13 protein-coding genes and 4 pseudogenes are annotated in these 25,093 nt (G+C 55.7%); 4 read left to right on the top strand and 13 right to left on the bottom strand.

The features are described from left to right. Window positions 1-231 precede the first annotated feature (231 nt). Together HM1_RS06615 and HM1_RS06610 are read left to right on the top strand one after the other, a co-directional pair. The gene (locus tag HM1_RS06615) at window positions 232-909 is read left to right on the top strand and encodes a LytTR family DNA-binding domain-containing protein (RefSeq protein WP_012282537.1); all 678 of its coding nucleotides are present in this window, start codon (window positions 232-234) and stop codon (window positions 907-909) included. Window positions 910-1,048: 139 nt separating this feature from the next. Then, complete coding sequence (locus HM1_RS06610) at window positions 1,049-2,545, top strand: acetyl-CoA hydrolase/transferase family protein (protein WP_012282536.1); 1,497 nt, start codon at window positions 1,049-1,051, stop codon at window positions 2,543-2,545. Between the two features lie 329 nt (window positions 2,546-2,874). On the opposite strand, the pseudogene HM1_RS06605 reads toward HM1_RS06610, so the two are convergent. From HM1_RS06605 to HM1_RS06590, 4 genes and pseudogenes are all read right to left on the bottom strand, one after another. Further along, window positions 2,875-3,743 (bottom strand): annotated as a pseudogene (locus tag HM1_RS06605) (ExeA family protein). Further along, a pseudogene (locus tag HM1_RS06600) lies at window positions 3,736-4,845 on the bottom strand (DDE-type integrase/transposase/recombinase); the annotation flags it as partial. The pseudogenes HM1_RS06600 and HM1_RS06605, both read right to left, overlap by 8 nt. Window positions 4,846-5,048: 203 nt before the next feature. Further along, window positions 5,049-5,360 (bottom strand): annotated as a pseudogene (locus HM1_RS16180) (DUF6431 domain-containing protein); the annotation flags it as partial. A 1,121-nt stretch (window positions 5,361-6,481) separates the two neighbouring features. After that, window positions 6,482-6,976: a hypothetical protein gene (locus HM1_RS06590; RefSeq protein WP_207643773.1), complete on the bottom strand. Its 495-nt coding sequence runs from the start codon at window positions 6,974-6,976 to the stop codon at window positions 6,482-6,484. A 249-nt stretch (window positions 6,977-7,225) separates the two neighbouring features. On the opposite strand from HM1_RS06590, the gene HM1_RS06585 reads away from it, so the two are divergent. Continuing rightward, entirely contained in the window at window positions 7,226-8,569 is a 1,344-nt protein-coding gene (locus HM1_RS06585; RefSeq protein WP_012281207.1) for an IS1380-like element ISHmo1 family transposase, read from the top strand. A 659-nt stretch (window positions 8,570-9,228) separates the two neighbouring features. On the opposite strand, the gene HM1_RS06580 is transcribed toward HM1_RS06585, so the two are convergent. Next, window positions 9,229-10,821, bottom strand: a complete 1,593-nt coding sequence (locus tag HM1_RS06580) for a transposase (RefSeq protein WP_012282532.1) — start codon at window positions 10,819-10,821, stop codon at window positions 9,229-9,231. Between the two features lie 879 nt (window positions 10,822-11,700). Here HM1_RS06580 and HM1_RS16575 point away from each other — a divergent pair. Beyond that, window positions 11,701-12,926 (top strand): annotated as a pseudogene (locus HM1_RS16575) (IS110 family RNA-guided transposase). A gap of 118 nt (window positions 12,927-13,044) precedes the next feature. Here HM1_RS16575 and HM1_RS06570 read toward each other — a convergent pair. From HM1_RS06570 to argJ, 8 genes are all read right to left on the bottom strand, one after another. Further along, the gene (locus tag HM1_RS06570) at window positions 13,045-13,479 is read right to left on the bottom strand and encodes an EamA family transporter (protein WP_012282531.1); all 435 of its coding nucleotides are present in this window, start codon (window positions 13,477-13,479) and stop codon (window positions 13,045-13,047) included. 502 nt (window positions 13,480-13,981) lie between these two features. Beyond that, window positions 13,982-15,193, bottom strand: coding sequence for an argininosuccinate synthase (locus tag HM1_RS06565; protein WP_012282529.1), 1,212 nt, complete (start codon window positions 15,191-15,193; stop codon window positions 13,982-13,984). 220 nt (window positions 15,194-15,413) lie between these two features. Further along, window positions 15,414-16,370 carry an ornithine carbamoyltransferase gene (gene argF / locus HM1_RS06560; RefSeq protein ID WP_012282528.1) on the bottom strand — a complete coding sequence of 319 codons (957 nt, stop codon included), beginning with the start codon at window positions 16,368-16,370 and terminating at the stop codon, window positions 15,414-15,416. Between the two features lie 327 nt (window positions 16,371-16,697). Then, window positions 16,698-19,952 carry a carbamoyl-phosphate synthase (glutamine-hydrolyzing) large subunit gene (carB, locus tag HM1_RS06555; RefSeq protein WP_012282526.1) on the bottom strand — a complete coding sequence of 1,085 codons (3,255 nt, stop codon included), beginning with the start codon at window positions 19,950-19,952 and terminating at the stop codon, window positions 16,698-16,700. A 73-nt stretch (window positions 19,953-20,025) separates the two neighbouring features. Further along, complete coding sequence (locus HM1_RS06550) at window positions 20,026-21,345, bottom strand: carbamoyl phosphate synthase small subunit (RefSeq protein WP_012282525.1); 1,320 nt, start codon at window positions 21,343-21,345, stop codon at window positions 20,026-20,028. Then, window positions 21,342-22,640, bottom strand: coding sequence for an acetylornithine transaminase (locus tag HM1_RS06545; RefSeq protein ID WP_012282524.1), 1,299 nt, complete (start codon window positions 22,638-22,640; stop codon window positions 21,342-21,344). Before HM1_RS06545 ends, HM1_RS06550 begins: the two co-directional genes overlap by 4 nt. A 159-nt stretch (window positions 22,641-22,799) precedes the next feature. Beyond that, complete coding sequence (gene argB, locus HM1_RS06540) at window positions 22,800-23,687, bottom strand: acetylglutamate kinase (protein WP_012282523.1); 888 nt, start codon at window positions 23,685-23,687, stop codon at window positions 22,800-22,802. A 182-nt stretch (window positions 23,688-23,869) separates the two neighbouring features. Further along, complete coding sequence (gene argJ / locus HM1_RS06535; protein WP_012282522.1) at window positions 23,870-25,084, bottom strand: bifunctional glutamate N-acetyltransferase/amino-acid acetyltransferase ArgJ; 1,215 nt, start codon at window positions 25,082-25,084, stop codon at window positions 23,870-23,872. Window positions 25,085-25,093: the final 9 nt, after the last annotated feature.

Here is a 25,093-nt window from a genome sequence, read left to right as displayed (position 1 = left end):
CAGCTCTATCACCTATCGTCCACCCTTCACCACAGCGCCATCGGTTCCGTGTTCACTTCCCCACCGCCCCGGACCAGGTATAGTCCTTGGCTCACAAGCACTCAACGTTTTTCATACTCGAAATCTTAATCTTTTAACATATTAAAAAGCTATCCTGAAATACCTATCTAAAATACCTATCTGACCCATAAATATTTGGATAATTTTACATCTGCGAAAGGAGCGCGCGCTGTGGACATCCCCTTTGAGAACCTTTCAGGTATCATCAAAGCCATCAGTCGCATCTTGCCCTGGGATGTCTCCATCGCCATTTCCGAACATAACCGTTTTGTCTATTACCAGCCCAGTTCCTCTGTCGACTTGAAGATCAAGCCGGGCGATCTCCTCAAAGAGGGCAGTGTGACGATGCAGGCCCTTCATTCGGGCGGTCCCATCTCCATGTACATGGAAGAGGATCTCTACGGCGTGCCCTATTTCGCCATCAGCACCCCGCTGCTTGAACTGGGCTTGGAGAGGTCTTGCCTGACAGCGGTGATTCCGCCCTTTTTGGCCAATGAGATCGTCAAACTGCCGCGCCACAAGTTTCTCATCGGCAAGAGTGATGAGAAGTGGATCCCCATCCCCCTCAAAGAGATCGCCTATATTGACTCGGAAAACGGGCGAACCCGCATCTTCACCGAAGACGACCAATACATCAACAAGCACACCCTCTTTGAACTGGAGTGGATGCTGCCGCGCAATCAGTACGTCCGTTGCCACCGGGCCTATATCGTCAACGTCGACAAGATCACCGAGATCCTGCCCGATTTTCACTCCACCTTCCTGCTTTCCATTAAGACAAAAGGCAAGACCCAGATCCCCGTCAGTCAGCGGTATGCCAGTCACCTTCGCCGGCTCATGGGCTTTTAAGTCCCGATTCCGAGGATGTTCTCTCGTTCATCATCCTTTTTTCTCGTTTGATCGAAAAGGGCTGAAAAGCGCAAACTTTTTATGATACCCTACGCTGTGTTTCTGTCTTTTTGTAGTACATGTATTAGGGGGATTTTAAATGCTTTCCCAACGCTTGCGCAATGCCGCCCTGAGAGAACGCATCGTAACTGCAGAAGAAGCAGCGTCCTGGATTGAGGACGGGATGACCCTCGGCTTTAGCGGATTTACCGCTGCCGGCGACGTCAAGGTGATTCCCCTGGCTTTGGTCGAGCGTGTGAAAAAGATAGGAAAGCCGTTCAAAGTCAACGTCTACACCGGCGCTTCCATCAGCGCTCATATCGACGGCATCCTGGCTGAATCAGGCATCGTCCACCGCCGGCTGCCCTACCAGTCAGAAAAGCGGATGCGTGCCGCTCTCAACAACGGCGATGTCTGCTACGTAGACCAGCACCTCTCCCATACGGCGGAACTGCTCCGTTCCGGCGCCATCCCGCCCGTCGACGTGGCCCTTATTGAAGCGGTCGCCATCACCGAAGAGGGACACCTCATCCCGAGCACCTCTGTGGGCAACACCCACATCTTCGTCGCCCAGGCCAAAGAGGTCATCGTCGAGTTGAACGTCGCTCAACCCCTGGCCCTGGAAGGGATTCATGACATTTACGATCCCGGTTACCAAGGGCACCGCCAACCGATCCCTCTCACCCAGGTGGGCCAGCGCATCGGCATGACGGCGATTCCTGTTGACCCGGCCAAGATCCGCGGCATCGTCATCACCAACCAGGCTGATGTCAACTCAGCCATCGCCCCGCCCGATGATGAGACGGAACGGATGGCCCAGCACCTCTTGAACTTCCTCAAGGACGAAGTATCTGCTGGACGCCTCGGTCCGAACCTGGCACCGCTGCAATCGGGTGTCGGCTCCATCGCCAACGCCGTCTTCGCCGGCTTCCTCAACTCCGATTTTTCCGATCTTGAGATCTACTCGGAGGTCCTGCAGGATTCGGTCTTCCAATTGCTCGACGCCAACAAGGTCAAGATGGCTTCCGGTTGCTCCTTCACCCTCTCGCCGGAGACTCACAAGCATGTCATGGCAAACCTGGACAAGTACCGCGACAAGCTGGTGTTGCGCCCGCAGGAGATATCGAACAATCCCGGCCTGATCCGACGCCTCGGCCTGATCGCTATCAACACGGCGCTGGAAGTGGATATCTATGGCCATGTCAACTCGACCCACGTCTTGGGTACCCAGATGATGAACGGCATCGGCGGCTCCGGCGACTTCGCCCGCAACGCCCGCCTCACCTTCTTCTGCACCAAGTCCTACGCCAAAAAGGGCAGGATCTCCAGCATCGTGCCGATGTGCTCCCATGTGGACCATACGGAACACGACGTGGACATCATCGTCACCGAACAGGGCCTGGCTGACCTGCGCGGCCTCTCCCCCCGGGAGCGGGCCAAGCGGATCATCGAGAATTGCGCCCATCCCGCCTACCGCCCCCTGCTGCGGGCCTACTATGAGGAAGCCGTCGCCCTTGGCGGCCACACACCGCACGTCATCGAAAAGGCCCACTCTTTCCATGCCCGGTACATGCAGACGGGGTCGATGATGGAGTAGTCTAGATTACTAAATGTAGTGTTGTTTGCGATTTAATGTTGTTACAGCTAAGGTATAACGTCCAGAAATAGACGATGTTAATTGTCCGAAACTTGACGGCTTCACTGTCAAGGCAACACATACCGGATCGATGCTGCGATCCCGCCGTCACCGCCTTTCGGAGGGTCTCATACAGACCGTCGCCTGTCAAGGGCAAGGGCTGCGCCCCGCCTTCGGCGTCCCTTGACAGACGCCAGTCTGTATGGAGGACGATCCATTAGGCGGTTGACGTCGGGGTGTGCGATTCGGGCCACGTTCGCGAGAACACCAGGGCAGGAAAAAAGGGAGAATCAGTTCAATTCTCCCTGGACCACCAGCTTTACCATATGATCATCAATGATGCGGCGGCCGTTTTGTGCGCCATAGAGCAGGCAATGGGTGCAGACCTTGTTGATCAGGCGGGCGGCGCCGCTGGAGAAGCGATAAATCTCATAGATCGCCCCATCGGAAAAGATATCGTGGACGGCGCCGGCATAAGCAAGGTGCCGTTTTACATACTCCCCGACTTGCGCCCGATCGTAGTGCATCAACCGGCACTGGAGATCGATCCGTTGCCGGATTGCCGCATAGGCCTGGAGCTGCAGCTTTTCTTCCAACTCGCTCTGCCCGACGAGAATCAACGCCATGGGGCTCTGGGCGTCCATCTTGAAGTTCAGGAGAAAGCGGACTTCTTCGAGCATCTCCCGGTCCAGCAGGTGGGCTTCGTCGACAATCACCACGATCTGCAAGCGGTGGATCCCCCGCATCAGTTCCACTTCCCGGTGAAGTTGCCGTTTTGCGTCACCGCGATAGAACTTCGATTCCGCCCCCAACTGTTCGAGCAAGCCTTTGTAGAAATGGCGGGGCGTCAGTTTGGAATCGGCCAGGTACATGACGTGAAAGCGCGCGGAATCGAGCATGTCCTTGAATCACCGCGGGGTACCAAGAGGATGCTATTTACACCAAGTCCTTACTTGGTATCACCGCGATGGAAAAAGTGGCGAATGGTGGTGGTCTTGCCGGTGCCGCAGTCGCCTGTCACGACGGCAAACAGTTGGCGGCTGGCTGCATACTCGAGCCGCCCCAAGGTCTCTTCCAGCATGATCGACGAATACAGTTGCTCCGTCGGAATGTCCCGCGCAAAGGGCGTTTGGGTGAAGCCATAAAAGGATTCAAACACCCTTGTTCCCTTCCTTTCTCACCGTTCGGTAGGAAACAACCGGGGCCTGTCGCGCTTTTCGTTGCTCCTTTTGTTGGGTTGCCGCGGCGAGCAACCGCGATGAGTCGGCGCTCTGCGGGCTGAGGCGCTCCGGCAGTTTCGGCCGTGGGCCGGTGCGCTCGCCAATGACGAGTTGCCGCGCTTTCCACGGCGCATGGTCGGCGTATTCGATGGTCAATTCGGCGATATCGGCCGGATCGTAGATGACATCGACCGTACAGCCGATGAAGGAAAGTCCCACCTCATACTTTCTTCCCTCGAAACTGATGCAGCCGGACTTGTCCACCTTGCGCGATTCGCAATGAAGGAAAGCGTTGGCGACCACATCAGGGTCCAAGAATTTGACCGCCTTTTTATCGCTGCGATAGGCCGTGTCCGGGCTGACGTTCCCCGCCAATGCCGAATGGGGCTTGTTCTGGTAACATTCGTCCAGCCAAACCCAAAAGAGCTGATTGAGCCTGTCCAATGTGTGGGGCTTCTCCAAGGCGGCTTCCTGCAAAAAGGCGTCCACCGTTCGGTTGAAGCGCTCCACCTTGCCGGTGGACTCCGGCGAATAGGGCTTGGCAAACAACAAGCGGATGCCCATTTTGGCGCAGGCGCGATGCATCCACTTGGTGCGGTACTGTTTCCCATTGTCAAAGAACACCGCTTCCGGCGCCCCATACTTGAGGATGGCTTGGCGGAAACAATCCTCCACGATCACCTGGTCCAATGTCGGATAGAACTGCCCATGCAGAACGAAACGGGTGGCGTCATCGAAGAAGGTGACCAAGTAGACTTGTTTCTTCGCCCCGTCGGGGCCGATCGGCAGGTAAGGGCCGTATTTGATGTCCGAATGCCAAAGCTGGTTGCGGTGCTTTTGCTGGAACCGCCGCGCCGCCACACCGGTGTTGGCGTACAGTTGCATGTGCCGGGTGCTGTAGCCGCGCTCGGCCAGTTTCTCCTGCAGGGTGCTTCGTTTGAGCTTGCCCGGCTCTGCCTTGCCTTCCCATTCAAGGATCTGGATGATCTGCGCGATGCTGCGCCGGGGAACCTCTCGCCGCAACAAAATGGCTTCTTCCAGAGATTTGAATTCGCCACCGGCCGGACAACCCTGGCCAGCCAACCGCAGGCGTCGCCCACATACCGCCAGATCCGTTGGAGCGCGGACTCGGGAAGGCCGGATCGTCCTTCCGCAGAAGCAATGCCAAACCGCATCGCAATAGACAGCAGGCATCCCAAAAAGTGATTGACCATCGCCAGAAACCATCCCCGCCACCGGACAAGGGTGGATTCGTCTGCCGGCACGGTCAACGCCGCATCTCCGGTAATCACCGTTTCGATGCTCTTGCTACTGTATCGTTTGTACGGAACCAGGATGTCTGGAAGCTCATGATGAATCCGCTTGCATACAGCGCATCGACACCGCCGGATAATCAAGGTGATGCGTTCTCCCGTGTCTTGATAGCACTTCCTTCGACGGCTTCCGATCCCGTTCAGTGCTCCATTACAACAGGGACAGGGATCTGCTCCGCGCTCCTTACAAAAAACACCCGTTTCGGGGTGTTCAACCAACGTAAAGTCTGCTACAATAATCATGCTTTTTTGTGTGGACGCCCTTGGTGCTACTTGCAGGTAGTACCTTGACAGGGGCGTCTTTTTCCTTTCAATTTCATTGGTTATGGTCATTATATCCAGCAACTCTCGGTCAGGCAATCCCAGCAGCTTTTGGGCATTTTAGGCCAGCGTAAACACAACACCCCTAAAGTGCTCCACCGACGAATTTAATTTAAGCTCAATCGCTGTTATAGTTTAGAATTGCAATGTCGACCTTCTGGCGGGAGCGTAAACCGCGTAAAATCGATCCCGGCTTGCGTGGCTGCGCGTCGTAGTTCCTGAGTGTCAAATCGTCGAGGCAAGACACGGCGAATGGTGTCATCCGTTTGTTGGTTGATCAGGATGACCACATCGGAAAACAGTTGCATAAACGCTGCCGCTGTCGGTAATTTGGATAAGCGGTTTCCGGTGAGTCGGATCGGCTTCGTCTCTCCGGTCATGTTTTGACGAATCCTCCGCTCCAGCAAGCTGTAGATCAACAAGCCAAGCCGCACATAACTGGATAAACAGCAGGGATCATCGGGGAGTTCTCCCTTCAAAAAAAGTAACCGCAGTGCTACAACACCCTGGAATACCGCTATAATGCGGGGTAAATTGGCTTACGTGCTCATCGAAAACAGGACCAAGGGTGAAAGGGTGGGATTGCCTATCGAAGCAATGGTATAAACAAAGTGTTTTTTTCCATAAACGTGCGTAAGATAAATGCAACTATCAACTGGATAATTTAAACATTTAAAGAGGAGATTGGTATTACCCTTAAGTCGGTTAACCGTAAGAGGCCGCTCATTTGCTTGGCATTATTTGGATTGCATAGGTTCTGCCGAAGATGGGTATTGAAGACGAGATCGATGAACATGCGGTCACAAAAGGGCTAGATGACGCTTTGCTGTAGGTGACACGACCCGTGGGCAGTGAGCAATAAAAAAGGAATTGCTGCCAGGCAAAATGATGAACCCATGAATGGCTACCGCCAGTGGCGGTTGTTCTACCCTAAGAACGAACCGCCGCTGTCGGTAATTCAAATGCGAAGGCTCACCACCATTGACAGTAAACACGTTTCCGTCAATGAGGGTGGGCAGCTACACGATGGTCTTCGTAGGTTTTCATTTGATAATTTGAATGTTATTAATAAAGCCTTTTTCGGGAACAAATAGAGGTGTTTGTTTGAGAGTATCAGTATCGTACTCGTACAGTCCGCGTTTCTCATCAATAGTAGAGATAGCATATATTTTCTTTCCGTCAGCAGAGTAATTTGCGTCTCCAACCTGTAGCCTTGCAGACTCCCACGGTTTTTTTGATACTTTTTTGGATGTAAAATTATAACAAAAAACCATTGATGGGGTTGTGGAATCATTGTATTTCCTGTCGCATAAAGCAACAAGGTTATTACCATCAGTCATAAGTGTCCGAACCCATAAATGCTCATCAAACAATTTTACGGTATTAGTAAAATCGTAGTCAGTTTGAAAAACAGTATGTAACGGCATGACGAAATTATCTTGACCAGCAGGACCATCTTGATGCATAACATTATAACGTGCTTCCTTCATCGAATAAGTAGCTATAAACACTTTTTTATTTATACTGTCGACTACCATAGCTTCAATATTTGTATCTTCGTCACCCCAATAAGATATTTCATTTGTTTTTTTATCTATAGAGCCGAGTTTTATTACCTGACTTCCTTTTGGGCGTGCGGCGAAAAAAATCTTCTGCTGTGTTGGGATAATATACCTGAATCAGTGACAGGATAAAAAGTAAATAGTCGAAATTCAGCGCATTTCCCCGTATAATAGAGATAAACGAGTTTAATCGGAGTGATTTAAACTCACCGACGGGGTGAATGCATGACCATGAAGAAGTTCATTATCGAGCAATCGAATGAGGAGCTTACACCGGTAACTGGATTGGCGCTCGTGGGCGCCTTGTTAAGAAAGACTTCATTGAAATTGCGATTGGATAAGTTCACTGTGCCCACTTGTTTGACACCAGATATAAGCCACGGAACTGTTGCTCTGAGCTACCTGGGCCTTCTCTGTCAGGGAAAGAATGACTTCGATGCGATTGAGCTGGCTCGTGGAGATGACTTTTTTCGATACGCCATGGGCGTCGACATCGTACCCTCCAGTCCCACGTTACGACAACGATTTGAAAAGGTTGTTGAGACGGATTTGAAATGGAACGACATCATTATGGAAGAATCTGCTCGTCTCATCAAAAAAGCAAAAGCTCCCCTGACACCTGTTCGGGTCGGCGCTACAGACTATCTGACGGTAGACGTAGATGTGACGCCATTGGATAATTCCGGTTCCAAAAAAGAGGGGGTGACGCGCACCTACAAAGGTCATGATGGCTTTGCGCCCATACTGGCCTACCTCGGTCAGGAAGGCTACTGCATAAACGTTGAGCTGCGTCCGGGCAAAGATCATAGCCAGAAAGGAACGCCCCAGTTCTTAACAAAGAGCATCAATTACGCACGCCAGTGCGGAGCTGAGAAGCTTCTGGTACGCATGGATTCCGGCTTTGACAGCGTCGATAACATACGTGTCCTCCGCGCAGAGAATGTTGACTACATAATCAAACGCAACCTTCGCCAAGAAACTCCCGAAATGTGGAGGGACATCGCCCTTAAAAATGGGCAGGCCCGAATTGTTCGGGAAGGAAAAGTGGAGTATATGGGCAGTGTAATGTGGAAGGTCGGCAATATGGAACAACGTGAACGGGTGGTTTTCCATGTCGTGGAACGAACCATCTTGTCCAATGGGCAGCAATTGCTGCTTCCAGAGTTAGAAGTGGCCACGTACTGGACGTCGTTACCCGTCTCGCCGGAAGAATTGATCCATTTGCAAAGAGATCACGGAACCAGCGAGCAATTCCATAGCGAGTTAAAAACGGACCTTGATTTGGAACGACTGCCTAGTGGAAAATTTAAGGTCAATGATCTGGTCTTTCATTTCGGTGCGCTTGCCTATAACCTGCTTCGCATCGTTGGTCAAATGAGCTTACACCATCCGGATTCTCCCCTAAAGAGAAAGGCCCATACGCAGCGCCGCCGGATACGCACGGTACTTCAAAATGTGATCACCATTGCGTCTCGATTGGTGAGACATGCCAGACAAGTGAAGCTCCGGCTCGGGGCGCATAGTCCCTGGTACGCAACGTTTAAGGATCTCTATCTTGCTTTTTCGTAAACGGCAAGAATTTCCTAAAAAATCAAATTCATTCGATGGGATAGACCTTTGGATGTAAAATGTGTCAAAGGTTAGCTTTGCTATACGCTTTTATGGATCTCGTTTCTTGACGGCACCACCTTCTTTGATAAGGCGACGTGTTCAAATGGCTATCTAAGGAAATTGGATTAAATTCTTGTAATACGAATTACTTTTTGTGGAAAATCATTGGGGTACTGCTAAGTCGACTCACGGATTCAGGAATCTCTTTTGTATTATCAGGAGATGATTCAATTGCACGTATTTTTGATGCATATTCCCGAACGGCCCCAGTGTCGACTTTGTTACTTTTTGCTATAGCAAAGGATGAAACGGCAAAGAACGTGGTTACGCACAAAGCTAGAGCGACTAGACGTTTCAATTTCGTCAACCTCCTCTTATTTACTTACCAATTGACTGTTGTAGTTCTGTATCTAACCGTAAGGTCCAGAGAACCAGTGCATGATTCCCCTGCAAAAAAACTTTTTTCAAGAGGCTCCTTTGTAATCTCGCCGCCTGCCTGGAATTTGCTGTAATATAAAATGGGATAAAATGGGCTCTACGGCAGTCTATCTCCCATTTTATGGACTAAATATGTATATGCTCAGTACGTATTTCTTTCAAATTTCCTTTTTTATCCATCAAATAGGCGCACTTATCCCTTGGTCCTCTCGATAGATTGTTGTAAGTTTTTGGCAAAATCCTTTCTTGAAGCATCGGAACAGTTGACGAAAGTTGTGCCCTAGGACTTTCATGCCGAAGACCAACGTTGCTTTGACAATGCCTCTCACCCGAAGTCTTCCCGCACCTTGTCCTCGTTTGATGGAAGAGATGCTGCCTTCAATGGCGGCTCGCTTGCTCGTCGCTGCCAAGCGCTCCTTTTTGATCTGCATGGTTCGTTCGCGCGCTTGTGCTGCTAGGATTGACGACTGCTTGATGGTTACGGTGGCTTTCTTCGATTGAATCTTCACAGGACAAGCTGGTTGCATCGGACACTCTTGGCAGGTGCTTCTTTCGAATTCGGCAATGAGAACTTTTCGTTTTTCATCGAAGGATGTATCCAGCGGGTTGTAGCACGCCGGACAAGAGACGATGGCTTTGTTGTTGTCGAAGGTAAAGGCGAGCACGGGCAGCTTTTCGGCTTTTCTTTCTCTCCCTGTCATATTCGTGTAGTGGATACAGACATGGTTTTCTTGGGCAAGCTCCTCTGTTTTGCTGCTGAAGTATGCACCATCCACATACAGATCGGTCAGCCCGGTTTCTTTTTTGAGAGTCTCCATGCTCTGGGTTAGCAATTCGGTGTCACTGACGCTGTTTTTTTCGACCTGATAGTGTGTGATCATCTGAACCGGGATTTCGTTCGCGCATGTTTCTGCTACGTTCGCTACAAGACCCACATAGCCTTGACGGCCTTTTTTCCGATAGGTCACGTCGGGGTCGTGGGCTGATTGGATAGCGTCTGCTGCGATGTCTTTGTTGGCTTTGGCGATCCACTGCTTCTTTTCGGCATGGTATGTGGCCTGCTCTTGAAGAAAGCGTTGGAGCAAAGCAACCGTTTCTTTCCGCAGGCTTTCCGGGTGTGCTTCGGCAATGTCCAATAGCAGGGCGCACTGATTCAGCATCTCCTGGATGCGTCCCAGCGTCTCTTTGGTCTTGCAACGATAGAGGAATTGGTTCCGGAAACCGGGTTCGGCAAAAGGTTTCAGTGCTTCCGGCAAATGGGCGGCCGGACATTCACGCACAGCTTTTTCAACGACGTCAAAGGCAAGGGAAAGACGACCGGCGAGCTTGATGTTGGTCTGAACCTGCGTCGAATCCATAGGCTGTTCTCGGCTTGCGATTCCCGCGATGGTCATAAAATGTTCTGTCAGCTTTCGAAACTGACGGAAGATAAGATCTTCTTGTTCGGGGTGGCTGATGGTGTACTCATAAAGGCGGCGGCGGAACTCATAGAGGGTGCGCTCGGCCAGGTACACTTCGCCCAGATTGCGGATGCCGAGGGCATACATGACCTGAAAGTTGAAATGGAACTGTTCCAGGATCTCTTCGTCGGTGTAGTCTTTCATATGTTTAATGAACTCGAGGGAAAGCAGGATGTTGATCGGAAAGTTCGGACGCCCATTGTGGCTGCTGTATAGAACAGCGAAGGGGGTTTCGTCGATGTGAAAAAAGACGTGTTCGTAGAACAAGGGCGCCCAAGTGCCTTGCATGCTTTTCTGTACCTTTGGATTCATTCCTGTAAAACTGTTAAATAATTCCTCTTGTTTATGTTGGGTGTTTTTCCGAAATACGACATTTCACTCCTGCTTTCCGATTCAGCTCCAATTAGAGCTTGCGAATGGTAGTTCGGTTTCGGGTTTTCGTTATCCTCCTAGCTTATACCCTCCTGGGGTTACTTTTTGCAGGGGAATCATACATCGCCTCTATTCAAATCTACACGTTAATCTTCACCCCCTAAATATGTTACCACATAATTCGCTACTTTGTCTTTGTTTTCCAATGTAAAATTATTCTTTTAAGGCTGGATAGCAGAACCTACGCAATCCAAATAACACCAGACAAATTAGCGACCCTTAAGGCAACTGCTTCAAGAACGATACCAATTCGGCTTTTATAGTGTTTAAATTATCCAATCAACAGTCACATTCACCCCGCACAATATCCCAGAGCAGCGGCAATCCACGAGATCATCTAGACGCCTGCTTCTTTAGATGTGCATGTAGTGCTTCCGTTGCTTATCCAGATTCCATTTTATCAAAGCTTGTCGCACGCTATCATGAGATGGCAACCGAATGTTTTTTGGTCAACAAACCGGTACGCGGAAGAGCAAACAAAAGGAAGTCTGCTAGCACACAAACTTCCTCTATTAGACAAACATGCCCCGCCACGGGGCGCTCAAGAGGATGAAAACAGAATTTGTCGAATCACCCCACATACGGTTGGCGAAGAGAGGTCGTAATACTATGGTGCGTTACAGCCCGATGATTAGACGGACCTCAGCAGCCTGGTGCACTCCAGATTGTCGCTCCGCAAGGAAGCACGTAGGGTAGATTACACCTAAGAGGTTGTTGCACCGACCGTACGAAATATCTCCGAACGGGAGAGTGGGGCCGATGCAAGTTGTTTATCAACGGTGCTGTGGGTTAGATGTTCATAAAAAGAAGATCGTTGCCTGTGTAATTACCCCGGAAGGCAAAGAACTACAGACGTTTGGAACAATGACAGAAGATCTCAAATCTTTGGTTAAATGGCTGCAAAGCAAGGAATGTCCAATCGTGGCGATGGAAAGCACAGGTGTGTACTGGAAGCCCGTTTATAATCTGTTGGAATTATTCGGGATTGAAGCTTGGGTGGTCAATGCGCAGCATATTAAAATGGTTCCTGGGCGAAAGACGGACGTTAAAGATGCGGAGTGGATTGCGAGCTTGATGCGGCACGGGCTTCTGAAACGAAGCTTTATTCCGGACCGACCTCAGCGGGAACTTCGGGAATTACTCCGATATCGCAAAAGCATGATTGATGAACGAAGTCGAGAACTGAACCGAATGCAAAAAGTTCTCGAAGGAGCCAACATTAAGCTGGCATCCGTCGCTTCGGATATCCTTGGTGTATCATCTCGCAAGATGATCGAAAGTATCATTGAAGGTCAGTCTACACCGGAGGAACTTGCTCAACACGCCAAAGGGCGGATGAAAGCGAAGAAAGATAAATTGGCCAAAGCATTGGATGGATTGGTGGGACCTCACCAACAAATGATGCTGAGCGAGCAATTGAAACATCTTGACTACCTGGATGAGCAAATCAAACGATTGGATCATGCCGTAGCTCGCAAATGAACATGGCGGAAGAATTGATCCAGCTCCTTGATACCATACCGGGTGTGGGTCGTCGTACAGCAGAGCATCTGCTGGGGGAGGTCGGACTCGATATGTCCCGATTTCCCGACGCGGCGCATTTAGCCTCTTGGGCGGGTATGGCTCCAGGGAATAACGAAAGTGCCGGAAAGCGAAAGTCCGGGAGGACACGTAAGGGAAATAAGCATCTTCGCAGCGCATTGGTCGAAGCAGGGCGTGCAGCAGCTAGAACGAAAGATACCTTTCTTTCCGCCATGTACCACCGAATCGCGGCTCGACGTGGAAAAAACCGAGCGGCCCTCGCGGTGGGACATCGAATTCTCGTGATCTTCTATCACATTGTTACAAATCGTGAACCGTATAAAGAGCTCGGGGCAAATTATCATGACCAGCGGCGAAAGCAGTCTGTGGTGAATCGGACCGTGAAACGTCTTGAAGCCATGGGATTTAAAGTAACGATTGAGGAAACAAGTCAGGCCGCATAAAAATGATGTTGATATTTACAGGTAATGTTTTCTAGGCGGTTTAGCAATGAACTGTCCCGGGCATCTTATTGTATTTTTTTGGAAAATTTTTCAGGGTAGTAGTCACCGCTACCGAATACTAAGGGGTTTCGACCTGGTTAATAAAATAAAGTCCTACAAGACACAGGACGATCCCCAACACTTTTTTGCCCGACAGCGCCTCGCTGAACACCAGCACCCCGATAGGGATGAGCAGCAAGGCGACGGCCGTATTGGAGATGACCGGCGCAACGCTGATGTTGCCGCCCGCTCGGTAGGCGAGCATAAAGCCCATCTCCAATCCGACGATGGAAAGACCGAGGGCAATGCTGGTCCAGTTCACCTTTTTCAGTGAAGCGAAGAGGCCCCCCTCTTGGTTGAAAAACGGGAGGAGCAGCAGGCAGGCGACCATCGCGGTCAGATAGGTCGTCGCCAGCGCCACGACGGGGTTGCTGTTCTGAGGCGTGATTTTCAAGAATACATGGTAGGCAATGTTGGCGATGATGGTGAGTCCGATGGCGAGATAAAACAACAAGCCTGACGACTTCCCTTCTGATATCATTCTCAGCCATCATTGTACCAGATGCGCGGCTTTTGATGCATCTGCCTAGTTATTCACATTGTCCACAGTCTCCACAGCATTCACACTGTCCACATTACCCACGTTCCACACATTATCCACATTGCCCACAAGCTCTCTTTTATCCACTCCGCCCACATTGTTCACAGTGGTGTGTATTCAAGCCGTTTCTGGTCAAAAGCGGGGCTGTCGACGGCATGGTGTCGTATGCCACGAGCACTGGTGTCCTTCTGCTTTTTCGCGGTAAAGCAGGGTGCTTTTTCGGCGCTGTGATGCGACTTGACGTGCCGCTAAGGCGCTTTTGTGCATGATAGACTGACAGAAACAAGGATGCGCCATGATGATGCCCATTCAAGTCTCGACGAAAAAACCCCGGTCGACCTATTTTAGTCGTACCAGGGTTATCTTTTCTCAGGCTTGGATTTCGGAAGTAGTCCAGTAATGTTCTCTGCTTCCCCTACCCCCGCAGCCCCGCCTTCTGCTCCATGATCGCCCGCACCTTCAGCGGCAGGCCGAAGAGGTTGATGAAGCCTTCGGCGTCCTTCTGGTTGTAGACTTCGTCGCGGCCGAAGGTGGAGAATTCCTCGTTGTAGAGGGAGTAGGGCGACTTAGCGCCGGCGGGGGTGACGCTGCCCTTGTAAAGCTTCATGCGCACGGTGCCGGTGACGGTTTCCTGGGTCACGTTGACGAAGGCGTCGAGGGCTTCTCTGAGGGGGTGGTACCAGACGCCGTCATAGACGAGTTCGGCGTAGCGGAGGGCAACCTGCTCTTTGTAGTGCATGGTGGCTCGGTCGAGGCAAAGGTACTCCAGTTCGCGGTGGGCGGCGTAGAGGACAGTGCCGGCTGGGGTTTCGTAGACGCCGCGCGACTTCATGCCGACAAGGCGGTTTTCCACCATGTCGCAGATGCCCACGCCATGGGCGGCGGCGATGGCGTTCAGCTTTTCGATCATCTCGACGGGGCCGAGAGCCTCGCCGTTCAGTTTGACGGGGATGCCCTTTGCAAAGTCGATTTCTACGTACTCCGGCTTGTCCGGCGCTTGTTCGGGGGCGGTGCAGATCATGAAGAGGTCGTTCTGAGGCTCGTTCCAGGGATCCTCCAGGTCGGCCCCTTCGTGGCTTAAGTGCCAGAGGTTGCGGTCCATCGAGTAGGGGCGGTCTTTTTTGACGGGTACGGGGATGTTGCGGGCGTTGGCGTAGTCGATGGCGTCTTCGCGGGAGCGGATGTCCCATTCGCGCCAGGGGGCGACGATCTTGAGGTCGGGGGCCAAGGCCTTGACGGTCAGTTCAAAGCGAACCTGGTCGTTGCCTTTGCCGGTGGCGCCGTGGGCGATGGCTTCGGCCCCTTCAGCGCGGGCGATCTCGACGAGGCGCTTGGCGATGAGGGGACGAGCGAAGGAGGTGCCCAGGAGGTATTTGCCTTCATAGACGGCGCCGGCTTTTAAAGTCGGCCAGATGAAGTCGGTGACGAACTCTTCTTTCACGTCTTCGATGTAGAGCTTGGTGGCGCCTGATTTGATCGCCTTTTCGTTTAAGGGGGCCAGTTCTTCCCCTTGGCCCAGGTCGGCGGCCATGGCGATGACTTCGTAGCCGTAGTTCTCTTTTAGCCAAGGGATGATGATCGATGTATCGAGGCCGCCTGAGTAGGCCAGGACGATTTTTTTGGTCATGGTTCGATCTCCTCTCACGGTATCGGCGTCCCTTTTATTGGGTGCTCTCGTTTGGTTGGTTTTGAGCTTTACGGAACTTTATCGGTTTCTTTATGGCGGGTTTCTTTACGGGTTTCTTTACGGGGTTTCTTTACGGGTTTCTTTGTGGGGTTTTTTTATGGATTTTTTTGTGGGTCGATTTATTGGCTACTTTATGAAGTGCAACGGCACCCCTTCTCCCCTACATCACCGACGCCATGATCGCCTTCTGGGCGTGGAGGCGGTTTTCGGCCTCGTCGAAGACGGCCGACTGGGGTCCTTCGATGACTTCGTCGGTGATCTCTTCGCCCCGGTGGGCCGGCAGGCAGTGCAGAACGATGGCTTTGGGGTGGGCCGCTTTCATGATTGTACCATCAATCATAAAACCTTGGAAGGCTTGGGCGCGCTCCTGGGCCTCGCCCTCTTGGCCCATGGAGGCCCAGACGTCGGTGTAGAGCACGTCGGCATCTTTGGACGCTGCCACCGGGTCGCTCATCAAGGTGATCGATCCGCCGTGGGCTTTGGCGTCTTCGGTGGCGATGCGAACGATCTCCGGTTCGGGGCGGTAGGCTTCGGGGGTGCAGATGACGACGTCCATACCGGCTTTGGCGCCACCGAACATCAGTTCGTGGGCCATGTTGTTGCCGTCGCCGATGAAGGTCATCTTCAAGCCGTCGGTCTTGCCCTTGTATTCGACGATGGTCATCAAGTCGGCCAGGACCTGGCAAGGGTGCAGGAGATCGGTGAGGCCGTTGATGACGGGGATGTCGGCGTATTGAGCCAGTTCAACCACGTCGGAATGGGCGAAGGTGCGGATCATGATACCGTCGACGTAGCGGGAGAGGACGCGTGCCGTGTCCTTGATCGGCTCGCCCCGGCCCAGTTGGATGTCGGCGGAGCTTAGGAAGAGGGCGTTGCCGCCGAGCTGGTACATGCCCACCTCAAAGGAGACGCGGGTGCGCGTGGAGCTTTTGGTGAAGATCATGCCCAGCGTCTTGCCGGCCAGGTAAGGATGGGGGATGCGGTCCTTTTGCAGGGCCTTCAGTTGACGAGCCAAGTCGATGAAGTAGAAGATCTCGTCGCGGCTGAAGTCGTGGAGGGAGAGAAAGTCCCTGCCCTTCATGGTCGGATCGAGCTTGGGAAGTTGTGCTGTGGTCATGGTGCTTTTCCTTCTTTCCTGCAAGGTTCCGGAACGTTGCCGGGGCTTATCGGGGGAACAGGGCTTATCGGGGGAACAGGGCTTATCGGGGGAACAGGGCTTATCGGGGGAACAGGGCTTATCGGGGGAACAGGGCTTATCGGGGGAACAGGGCTTATCGGGGGGACAGGGCTTATCGGGGATGGGGGCTTTTGGGGGGGCAGGCTATACAAGGATTGCGTCATGTCATACCCGTTGGGCCTTAGGGAATCGTGTAACGTCACAGGCGATGGACCTTAAGAGAGCGTCATGTCACACACGTCGCTCTTTGGCAGCAGCGTTTTTTCCTTAGACAGCCCGCAGGGCCTCCACCCGCGCGCTCCACTCGGCCGAGTTGGCCTCCTGGAAGGCGCCCATAGAAAGAAAGTTCGGCGGGTCGCCTTCGCGGATCATGCGGATCGTCTCCAACAGCGCCCGGGCGGTGTCGAGCGAGGTGAGGCAGGGGACGCGGTATTCTGATGCGGCGCGGCGGATCTTGAAGCCGGCCCGGCCGGCCACTTTGCCTCTCGTGGGGGTGTTGATGATCAACTGGACGGCGCCGTCTTTGATCTGGTCGAGGACGGTTTGCACCGCATAGGCGCTGGCATCGATGGCGGTGACGGCGAGACCGCTCTCGCGCAGGGCTTCGGCCGTCCCTTTCGTGGCGGTGATGCGGAAGCCCATGTCGGCGAATTCGCGGATGAGGGCGGTGACCTCTGCTTTGTCCCGCTCGGCCACGGAGACGAGCAGGTTGCCGCCGGTGGGGATCTTCATGCCGGCTGCCGTCATGGCCTTGTAGAGGGCCGAGGGCAGTTCAAAGTCGACGCCCATGACCTCACCGGTCGATTTCATCTCCGGTCCCAAGGAGATGTCTACGTCGGTCAGTTTTTCAAAGGAGAAGACGGGCGCTTTGACGATGGTGTAGGCTGTTTCAGGCCAAAGGCCGCCGCCGTAGCCCATCTGGGCCAGGGTCTTGCCGAGCATGACCTCGACGGCCACTTTGATCATGGGGACGCCGGTCACTTTGGAGAGGATGGGCACAGTCCGGGAGGCCCGAGGGTTCACTTCCAGGACGTAGACCTTGCCTTGGCCGTCGACGACGTACTGGATGTTCAAGAGGCCGATGACGCCGAGGGCTTTGGCGATGCGCATGGTGTAGTCGACGATGGTGTCCCGCTCTTCCCTTTTCAAGGACTGGGGCGGGTAGACGGCCATGGAGTCGCCCGAGTGGACGCCGGCCCGCTCGATGTGTTCAAAGATGCCGGGGATCAAGGTGTCGTTGCCGTCGCTGATGGCGTCGACCTCCACCTCACGGCCGCGGATGTATTTATCGACCAGGATGGGGTGTTTCGGGCTGATGCGGACGGCCGTTTCCATGTAGGATGCCAGGTCTTTGACGTTTTCCACCACTTCCATGGCCCGGCCGCCGATGACGTAGCTGGGGCGGACGAGGACCGGGAAGCCCAGTTCTTCGGCGATGGCCTTAGCCTCGTCGGCACTGGTGGCGGAACGGCCTTCCGACTGAGGGATGCCGAGGCGCTTTAACAAGGCCTCGAATTTTTTGCGGTCTTCAGCGGCATCGATGCCCTCCAAGGAGGTGCCCAGGATGGGGACGCCGTGCTCGTGAAGGCCTGCCGCCAGGTTGATGGCTGTCTGTCCGCCGAACTGGACAACGACGCCGCGCGGTTTTTCCTTGTCGACGATGTTGAGGACGTCCTCCAAGGCCAAAGGCTCGAAGAAGAGCTTATCGGCCGTGTCAAAATCGGTGGAGACTGTCTCGGGATTGTTATTGATGATGATCGATTCGACGCCGGCGCTGTGGAGCGCCCAGGCGGCGTGGACGGAGCAGTAGTCGAACTCGATGCCCTGGCCGATGCGGATCGGGCCGGAGCCAAGGACGATCACCTTTTCACCGGTCGTCTCGCGGACCTCGTCTTCCTCCTCGTAGGTGGAATAGTAGTAGGGCGTCAGGGCCTCAAACTCGGCGGCACAGGTGTCAACCATCTTGTAGGTGGGCAGGATGCCAGCCGCTTTGCGGGCCTCCCGGACGGTCTGGGTGGAGATGTTGGCGATCTTGGCGATCTGGTAGTCGGAAAAGCCGAGGGTCTTCGCCTCGCGCAAGGTCTCGTCGGCGACAGGCCACTGGGCGAGGCGGGCTTCGAAGTCGACGAGGCGCTTGATCTTCACCAGGAACCAGGGGTCGATCTTGGAGACCTGATGGATCTCCCTTACGGACCAATCGCGCCGAAAGGCCTGGGCGACGGCGAAGAGGCGCTCATCGTCGGCGCGGGCCAGTTTGTTTTCGAGGTCGATATCGGTCCACTCGCCGGCGCCGGGATAGCGGAGGCCGTAGACGCCAGTTTCGAGGGAGCGGACGGCTTTTTGCAAGGCGCCTTCAAAGGTGCGGTCGATGGCCATGACCTCGCCGGTGGCCTTCATCTGTGTCGTCAGGCTGCGGTCGGCGGTGACGAATTTGTCAAAGGGCCAGCGGGGGATCTTGACGACGCAGTAGTCGAGGGTCGGCTCAAAACAGGCCGTCGTCTTGCCGGTGACGGGGTTTTTGATCTCATCGAGGGTGAGGCCGATGGCGATCTTGGCGGCCATCTTGGCAATGGGGTAGCCGGTAGCCTTGGAGGCCAGCGCCGACGAGCGACTCACCCGAGGGTTGACCTCGATGACGATATAGCTGTCGCTCTCGGGATGGAGGGCGAACTGGACGTTGCAGCCCCCCTCTACCTTGAGGGCGCGGATGATCTTCAAGGACGCCGAGCGCAGCATCTGGTATTCCTTGTCGGTGAGGGTCTGCGAGGGGGCGACGACGATGGAGTCGCCCGTGTGGATGCCGACAGGGTCGAGGTTTTCCATGTTGCAGATGGTGATGCAGTTGTCGTTGCTGTCGCGCATGACCTCGTACTCGATCTCTTTCCAGCCGGCGACGCTCTGTTCGAGGAGCACCTGGCCGATCATGGATTTTTTCAGGCCCCTGTCGCAGATGGTGAGCAGTTCCGCCTCGGTGTGGGCGATGCCGCCGCCGGTGCCGCCGAGGGTGTAGGCGGGCCGGATGATCAGGGGGAAGCCGGCCTGGCGGGCGAAGGCCACCGCCTGGTCAAGGTTGGAGACGATCTCGGAAAGGGGGATCGGCTCGCCGATCTCCTGCATCGTCTTTTTGAAGAGCTCCCGGTCCTCGGCTTTTTTGATCGTCTCCAGGGAGGTGCCGAGGAGGCGCACATTGTACTGGTCGAGGACGCCGGCCTGGGACAGGGCGACAGCCAGGTTGAGTCCGGTCTGGCCGCCCAGGGTGGGCAGCAGGCCGTCGGGCCGTTCCTGGGCGATGATCTTGGTCAGCGAGGGTACGTCAAGCGGTTCGATGTAGACATGATCGGCCATGTTGGCGTCGGTCATGATCGTGGCCGGGTTGGAGTTGACCAGGACGACTTCGATGCCCTCTTCTTTCAGGGCTTTGCAGGCTTGGGTACCTGCATAGTCGAATTCCGCCGCCTGGCCGATGATGATGGGCCCCGAACCGATGACGAGGACTTTTTTCAACTTCTGGTCTTTCGGCAAAGGCTGTTCCTCCTTAGGTCAGGGGCTTTAGGGTAGGCCGGCGGTTGTGCGTCGCCGGCGGGTGCACTTCGCTTTAGGCCGTGGCTTTTTCGACGCGCTGCTGCATGTTGGCGATAAACTCGTCAAAGAGAAAGGCCGAGTCATGCGGACCGGGGGCGGCCTCCGGGTGGTACTGCACCGAGTAAAGGGGCAGGTGCTGGTGGCGCAATCCCTCGACGGTGTCGTCGTTGCCGTTGCGGTGGCTGACGGTGAAGCCCTTCGGGAGGGTGTTTTCGTCGATGGCGTAGCCGTGGTTCTGGGAGGTGATGAAGACGCGGCCGGTGCGCAGGTCCTTGACGGGGTGGTTGGCGCCCCGGTGGCCGAATTTGAGCTTGTACGTGTCGGCGCCGGCGGCCAAGCCGAGGAGCTGGTGGCCGAGGCAGATGCCGAAGATGGGCAGCGGTCGGGCGGTCGTTCCCGGACGCAGGAAGTGGCTGATCGTCTCGATGGCCGGGGCGACGTCTTTCGGGTCACCAGGGCCGTTGCTGAGGAAGAGGCCGTCGGGGTTAGCGGCGCCGATCTCTTCTGCTGGTGCGTGGGCCGGGAAAACCATCAGGTGGCAGTCGAGGGCCTTGAGCATGCGCAGGATGTTTTCTTTGATGCCGAAGTCGAGGACGGCCACGCGGAAGCCGTCGCCGGGGATGACGTAGGCTTGGGGCGTGGTGACGGAGCTCACCAGATGGGGGCCAGCGACAGGTAGGTTGCGGACGGCGGTGAGGTATTCGATCCAGCAGGTGTAGCTCGCTTCGTCCATCTGGGCGAAGATGGCTTCCAGGGAGGTGCGGGCGCCGGTGCGCAGGTTGGCGAGGGCTTCGCCCTCCCAAGGAGCGGCATCGGCGCTGCTCATGCCATAGCGGTCGTTCGCGCTGTTAAAGCCTTTCACGCTGGCAGAACCGTTCGTGCCGTTCAGGGCTTGCCCGTTGCTAAGGCTGTTGGCGCCATTGATGATGGCCCCCCGCAGGGTGCCATGCTCGCGGATGCGCCGGGTCAGGGAACGCGTATCGATGCCGGCCAGGCCGGGGATGCGGTGCTGGGCCAGGTAGTGGTCGAGCGTTTTTTCGGAGCGGTAGTTGGAGGGGCGGGCGCAGGCTTCGCGGACGATGTAGCCGCGCACCTGGGGTTTCGCCGATTCGGCGTCGCCTGCGTTGATGCCGTAGTTGCCGATGAGGGGGTAGGTCATGGTGACGATCTGGCCGGCGTAGGAGGGATCGGTGAGGACCTCTTGGTAACCGGTCATGCCGGTGTTGAAGACGACCTCGCCGGTGCTGCTCCCCCGGTAGCCGAAGGGGATCCCTTTGAACAGGGTCCCGTCTTCCAGCAGGAGGTAGGCGGCGGCCGGTTTTACTGCTGTCATTGTGATTGACCTCCTGTGGGGACCAGCTTGGCGGTGGCCGCGCTGAAGGTGTTCGCTTTGCTGGCTGCGTCGGCAACGCTGGCAGCGTTGGCGGCGTCAGCAGCGACGACACTCGCGAGGACTTCCTCAAGGACGGCGACGGCCTCGTCGACATCGGCCTTGTTGATGATCAGCGGCGGCAGGAAGCGCAGCACGTTGCCGGCGGTGCAGTTGATGATCAGGCCCTTTTCCAGACAGTTGGCAACGATGTCGGCACCGGGGCGGTCGAGTTCGCAGGCGACCATCAGGCCGAGGCCGCGCACCTCCGTGATAAAGGGGTATTTCTCCTGGAGGCGGCGCAGGTGTCCCATAAAGTAGGCGGCCATCTCGCGGCAGTTGTCCATGAGGCCGTCGTTGAGGAGGACGTCCATGACAGCGACGGCGGCGGCGGCGACGAGGGGATTGCCGCCGAAGGTGGAGGCGTGATCGCCCGGCTGGAAGGCATTGGCCACGTCATCGGTAGCGAGGAGCGCGCCCATGGGGGCGCCGCCGGCGAGGGCTTTGGCCAGGGTCATGATGTGGGGCGTGACGCCGTAGTGCTCGTGGGCGAAGAGTTTACCGGTCCGACCGAGGCCGCACTGGACTTCATCGAAAATCAGGAGCAGCTTATTCGCTGCGGCCAGCTTGGCGAGGCCCTGCCAGAAGGACGGTTCGGCCAGGTTGACGCCGCCTTCGCCCTGGACGGGCTCGACGAGGATGGCGCAGGTGTGCGGGCTAATCGCTCTTTCCAGGGCCTTCAGGTCACCGAAGGGGACGTAGCGGAAGCCCTGAGGCAACGGCTCGTAGTCTTTCTGGTATTTCGGCTGGGCCGTGGCGGTGACGGTGGCCAGGGTGCGGCCGTGGAAGGATTTTTCCATGGTGATGATCTCGTATTTGTCGGAGCCCCAAGTCTTTTTGGCATATTTGCGGGCCAGTTTGATGGCGCCTTCGTTGGCTTCGGCGCCGGAGTTGCAGAAAAAAACCTTGTCGGCGAAAGAGTTTTCGACGAGCACCTGGGCGAGCTGGACTTGTGGCTCGATCCAGTAGAGGTTGGATACGTGCAGCAGCGTCGCCGCCTGCTGTTGGAGGGCGTCGACGACCTTCGGGTGGCAGTGGCCGAGCGAGTTGACGGCCAATCCTGCCAGGAAGTCCAGGTACTCCCGGCCATCGGCGTCCCATAGGCGGGCGCCCTGCCCTTTCACCAGCGAGATAGGCAATCTGCCGTAGGTGTTCATCACATATTTTTTCCCCAGTTCGACGATCTGGGCGTTGTTCATCGTCCCGGTCACCGCCGTCCCCCGTTTCTTCATATCATTTGTACCGTAAAAAGGTCGCTATCGCATGATTCTGTCGCACAGTGTTCTTTTGTCCCATGTCTGATATCAGCGGCGCTTTTGCCTGTTCTTTGCTCGCCTTTGTTTTCCCTGTTCCATTTTCTATTTGAGCACCATCGTGCCGATCCCCTTGTCAGTGAAAACCTCCAGCAGGAGCGAGTGGGGCAGACGGCCGTCGATGATGTGGGTCTGGCCAACGCCGCCCTGGAGCGCCTCGACGCAGCAGGCGACCTTAGGGATCATGCCGCCGCTGATGACGCCTTCTTCCACCAGGGCAGGCACATCGTCGATGCGCAGCGACGAGATGAGGCTCGATGGGTCTTTGCGATCGCGCAGGATGCCTTCCACGTCGGTGAGCAGGACCAGTTTGTCGGCTTTAAGCGCCTGAGCCAGTTCGCCGGCGGCTGTGTCGGCGTTGATGTTGTAGGACTCGCCCTTTTCGCCGACGCCGATGGGCGCGATGACGGGGATGTAGCCCCGGTCGGCCAGTTCGCGGACGAGGCCGGGCTCGATCTTGACCACGTCGCCCACAAAACCGATGTCGGTGGGCACCCGCGCGCCGCCTTCGTTTTTGACGAGTTCGAAGCGCTTTTTCGCCTGGATCAGGCCGCCATCTTTGCCGCAGAGGCCGACAGCCTTGCCGCCAAAGCGCTGGATCAGGGCGACGATCTCTTTGTTGACTTTGCCGGCCAGGACCATCTCGACGACTTCCATGGTGGATTCGTCGGTGACGCGCAGCCCCTGGATGAAGTGGCTCTTCAGGCCGAGGCGGTCGAGCATGCCGTTGATCTCGGGGCCGCCGCCGTGGACGACGACGGGGTGGATGCCGACGAGCTTCATCAAGATGACGTCCATGATGACGGCTTCTTTGAGTTGGTCGTTGACCATGGCGGCGCCGCCGTATTTGATGACGACGGTCTTGCCGGAGAATTTTTTGATGTAGGGCAGGGCTTCGACGAGGATGCCCGCTTTCTCTAACGCTTTCAGCAACGGTGTCTCTCCCCTATAGGCGATCAGAGTCGACGGTGTCTGCTTTATGAAACGATATTTTCATCATCGCTTGCGACCCGACAGGTCATGAAGGTTTTGGGGCGCTTGATTATGCGGCTCTTTATTGGGCTACGGTTTGCTCTCTGCTTTTGACTCGGCTTTCTATCCTGTTTCTGTCGCAATTAACTTCGGTAGTCAGCGTTGATCTTCACGTAGTCATAGGTAAGGTCGCAGCCCCAGGCGGTGGCGCTGGCGTCGCCGTCGTTCAGGCGAACGGTGACGACGACCTCCTCAGCGGCGAGGGCCTTCGAGGCTTCCTCTTCGGAAAAAGGAAGGGCCATGCCTTGGCGGGCCGTCTGAACGGGGCCGAGGAAGATATCCACTTTGGCCGGGTCGACGTTGGCGCCGGAGTAGCCGATGGCGCACATGATGCGGCCCCAGTTGGCGTCGTTGCCGTAGACGGCGCACTTGAAGAGGTTCGACTTGATGATCGCCAGGGCCGCTTTGCGGGCGTCTTCGGCGGTGGCCGCCCCTTCGACGCGGGCTTCGATCAATTTGGTGGCCCCTTCCCCGTCGCGGGCGATCATCTTGGCCAGATGAATGGAGAGGGCCGTCAGGGCGGCGGTGAAGGCAGCGTAGTCGGAGCCTTCGGTCTCGATGGTCGGGGCGCCGCTCTGTCCGTTGGCGAGAATGACGGCCATATCGTTCGTCGAGGTGTCGCCATCGACAGAGAGCATGTTATAGGAGACCTGCGTGGCGGCGCTGAGGGCTTGTTGCAACAGCGCCGGGGCGATGGCTGCGTCGGTCGTGTAGAAGGCGAGCATGGTGGCCATGTTCGGGTGGATCATGCCGGAGCCTTTGGCCATGGCGCCGATCGTGACCGTCTGGCCGCCGAGGGTGATCTCGACCTTGCCCGTTTTGGGAACGAGGTCAGTGGTCATGATCGCTTGGGCGGCCTGCTCTCCGCCTTCCGTGGTGAGCGCGGCGGCGAGGGCGTCGACGCCGGCGAGGAGCTTCGCCATGGGCAGGGGCTGGCCGATGACGCCGGTGGAGGCGACGGCCACCGCTTCAGCGGTGATGCCCAGCGCTTTGGCTACGTGGGCGGTGGTGGCGCGGGCGTCGGCGAGGCCCTGTTCCCCTGTGCAGGCGTTGGCGTTGCCGGCGTTGACGACGACAGCCCTGAGGGGGCCGGCGGCGATATGTTCCTTCGTCACCTGCAAAGGCGCCGCTTGGACCTTGTTGGTCGTGTAGACGGCGGCGGCAGTCGCGGGGGTGTCGCTGACGATGAGGGCCATGTCGAGGACACCCGGTTTTTTGATGCCGGCCGGGACGCCGGCGGCCTGAAAGCCCTTAGGCGAGGTCACATTGCCGGGGAGTATGGCTATCTGCTGTTGCATAATCGTCGC

It is taken from the genome of Heliomicrobium modesticaldum Ice1 (genome assembly GCF_000019165.1).
Taxonomy (GTDB): Bacteria; Bacillota; Desulfitobacteriia; order Heliobacteriales; family Heliobacteriaceae; genus Heliomicrobium; species Heliomicrobium modesticaldum.
Note: the sequence above shows the minus strand (reverse complement) of the source record. Positions and strands in the feature narration are given on the sequence as shown.

What these genes read in the sequence shown, in the direction of transcription:
- HM1_RS06585 (WP_012281207.1), top strand. Translation starts at nt 7,226, where the DNA reads ATGACCATGAAGAAGTTCATTATCGAGCAATCGAATGAGGAGCTTACA.
- HM1_RS06610 (WP_012282536.1), top strand. Translation starts at nt 1,049, where the DNA reads ATGCTTTCCCAACGCTTGCGCAATGCCGCCCTGAGAGAACGCATCGTA.
- HM1_RS06580 (WP_012282532.1), bottom strand. Translation starts at nt 10,821, where the DNA reads ATGAATCCAAAGGTACAGAAAAGCATGCAAGGCACTTGGGCGCCCTTG.
- HM1_RS06550 (WP_012282525.1), bottom strand. Translation starts at nt 21,345, where the DNA reads ATGACAGCAGTAAAACCGGCCGCCGCCTACCTCCTGCTGGAAGACGGG.
- HM1_RS06565 (WP_012282529.1), bottom strand. Translation starts at nt 15,193, where the DNA reads ATGACCAAAAAAATCGTCCTGGCCTACTCAGGCGGCCTCGATACATCG.
- HM1_RS06590 (WP_207643773.1), bottom strand. Translation starts at nt 6,976, where the DNA reads ATGGTAGTCGACAGTATAAATAAAAAAGTGTTTATAGCTACTTATTCG.
- argF (WP_012282528.1), bottom strand. Translation starts at nt 16,370, where the DNA reads ATGACCACAGCACAACTTCCCAAGCTCGATCCGACCATGAAGGGCAGG.
- argJ (WP_012282522.1), bottom strand. Translation starts at nt 25,084, where the DNA reads ATGCAACAGCAGATAGCCATACTCCCCGGCAATGTGACCTCGCCTAAG.
- HM1_RS06545 (WP_012282524.1), bottom strand. Translation starts at nt 22,640, where the DNA reads ATGAACAACGCCCAGATCGTCGAACTGGGGAAAAAATATGTGATGAAC.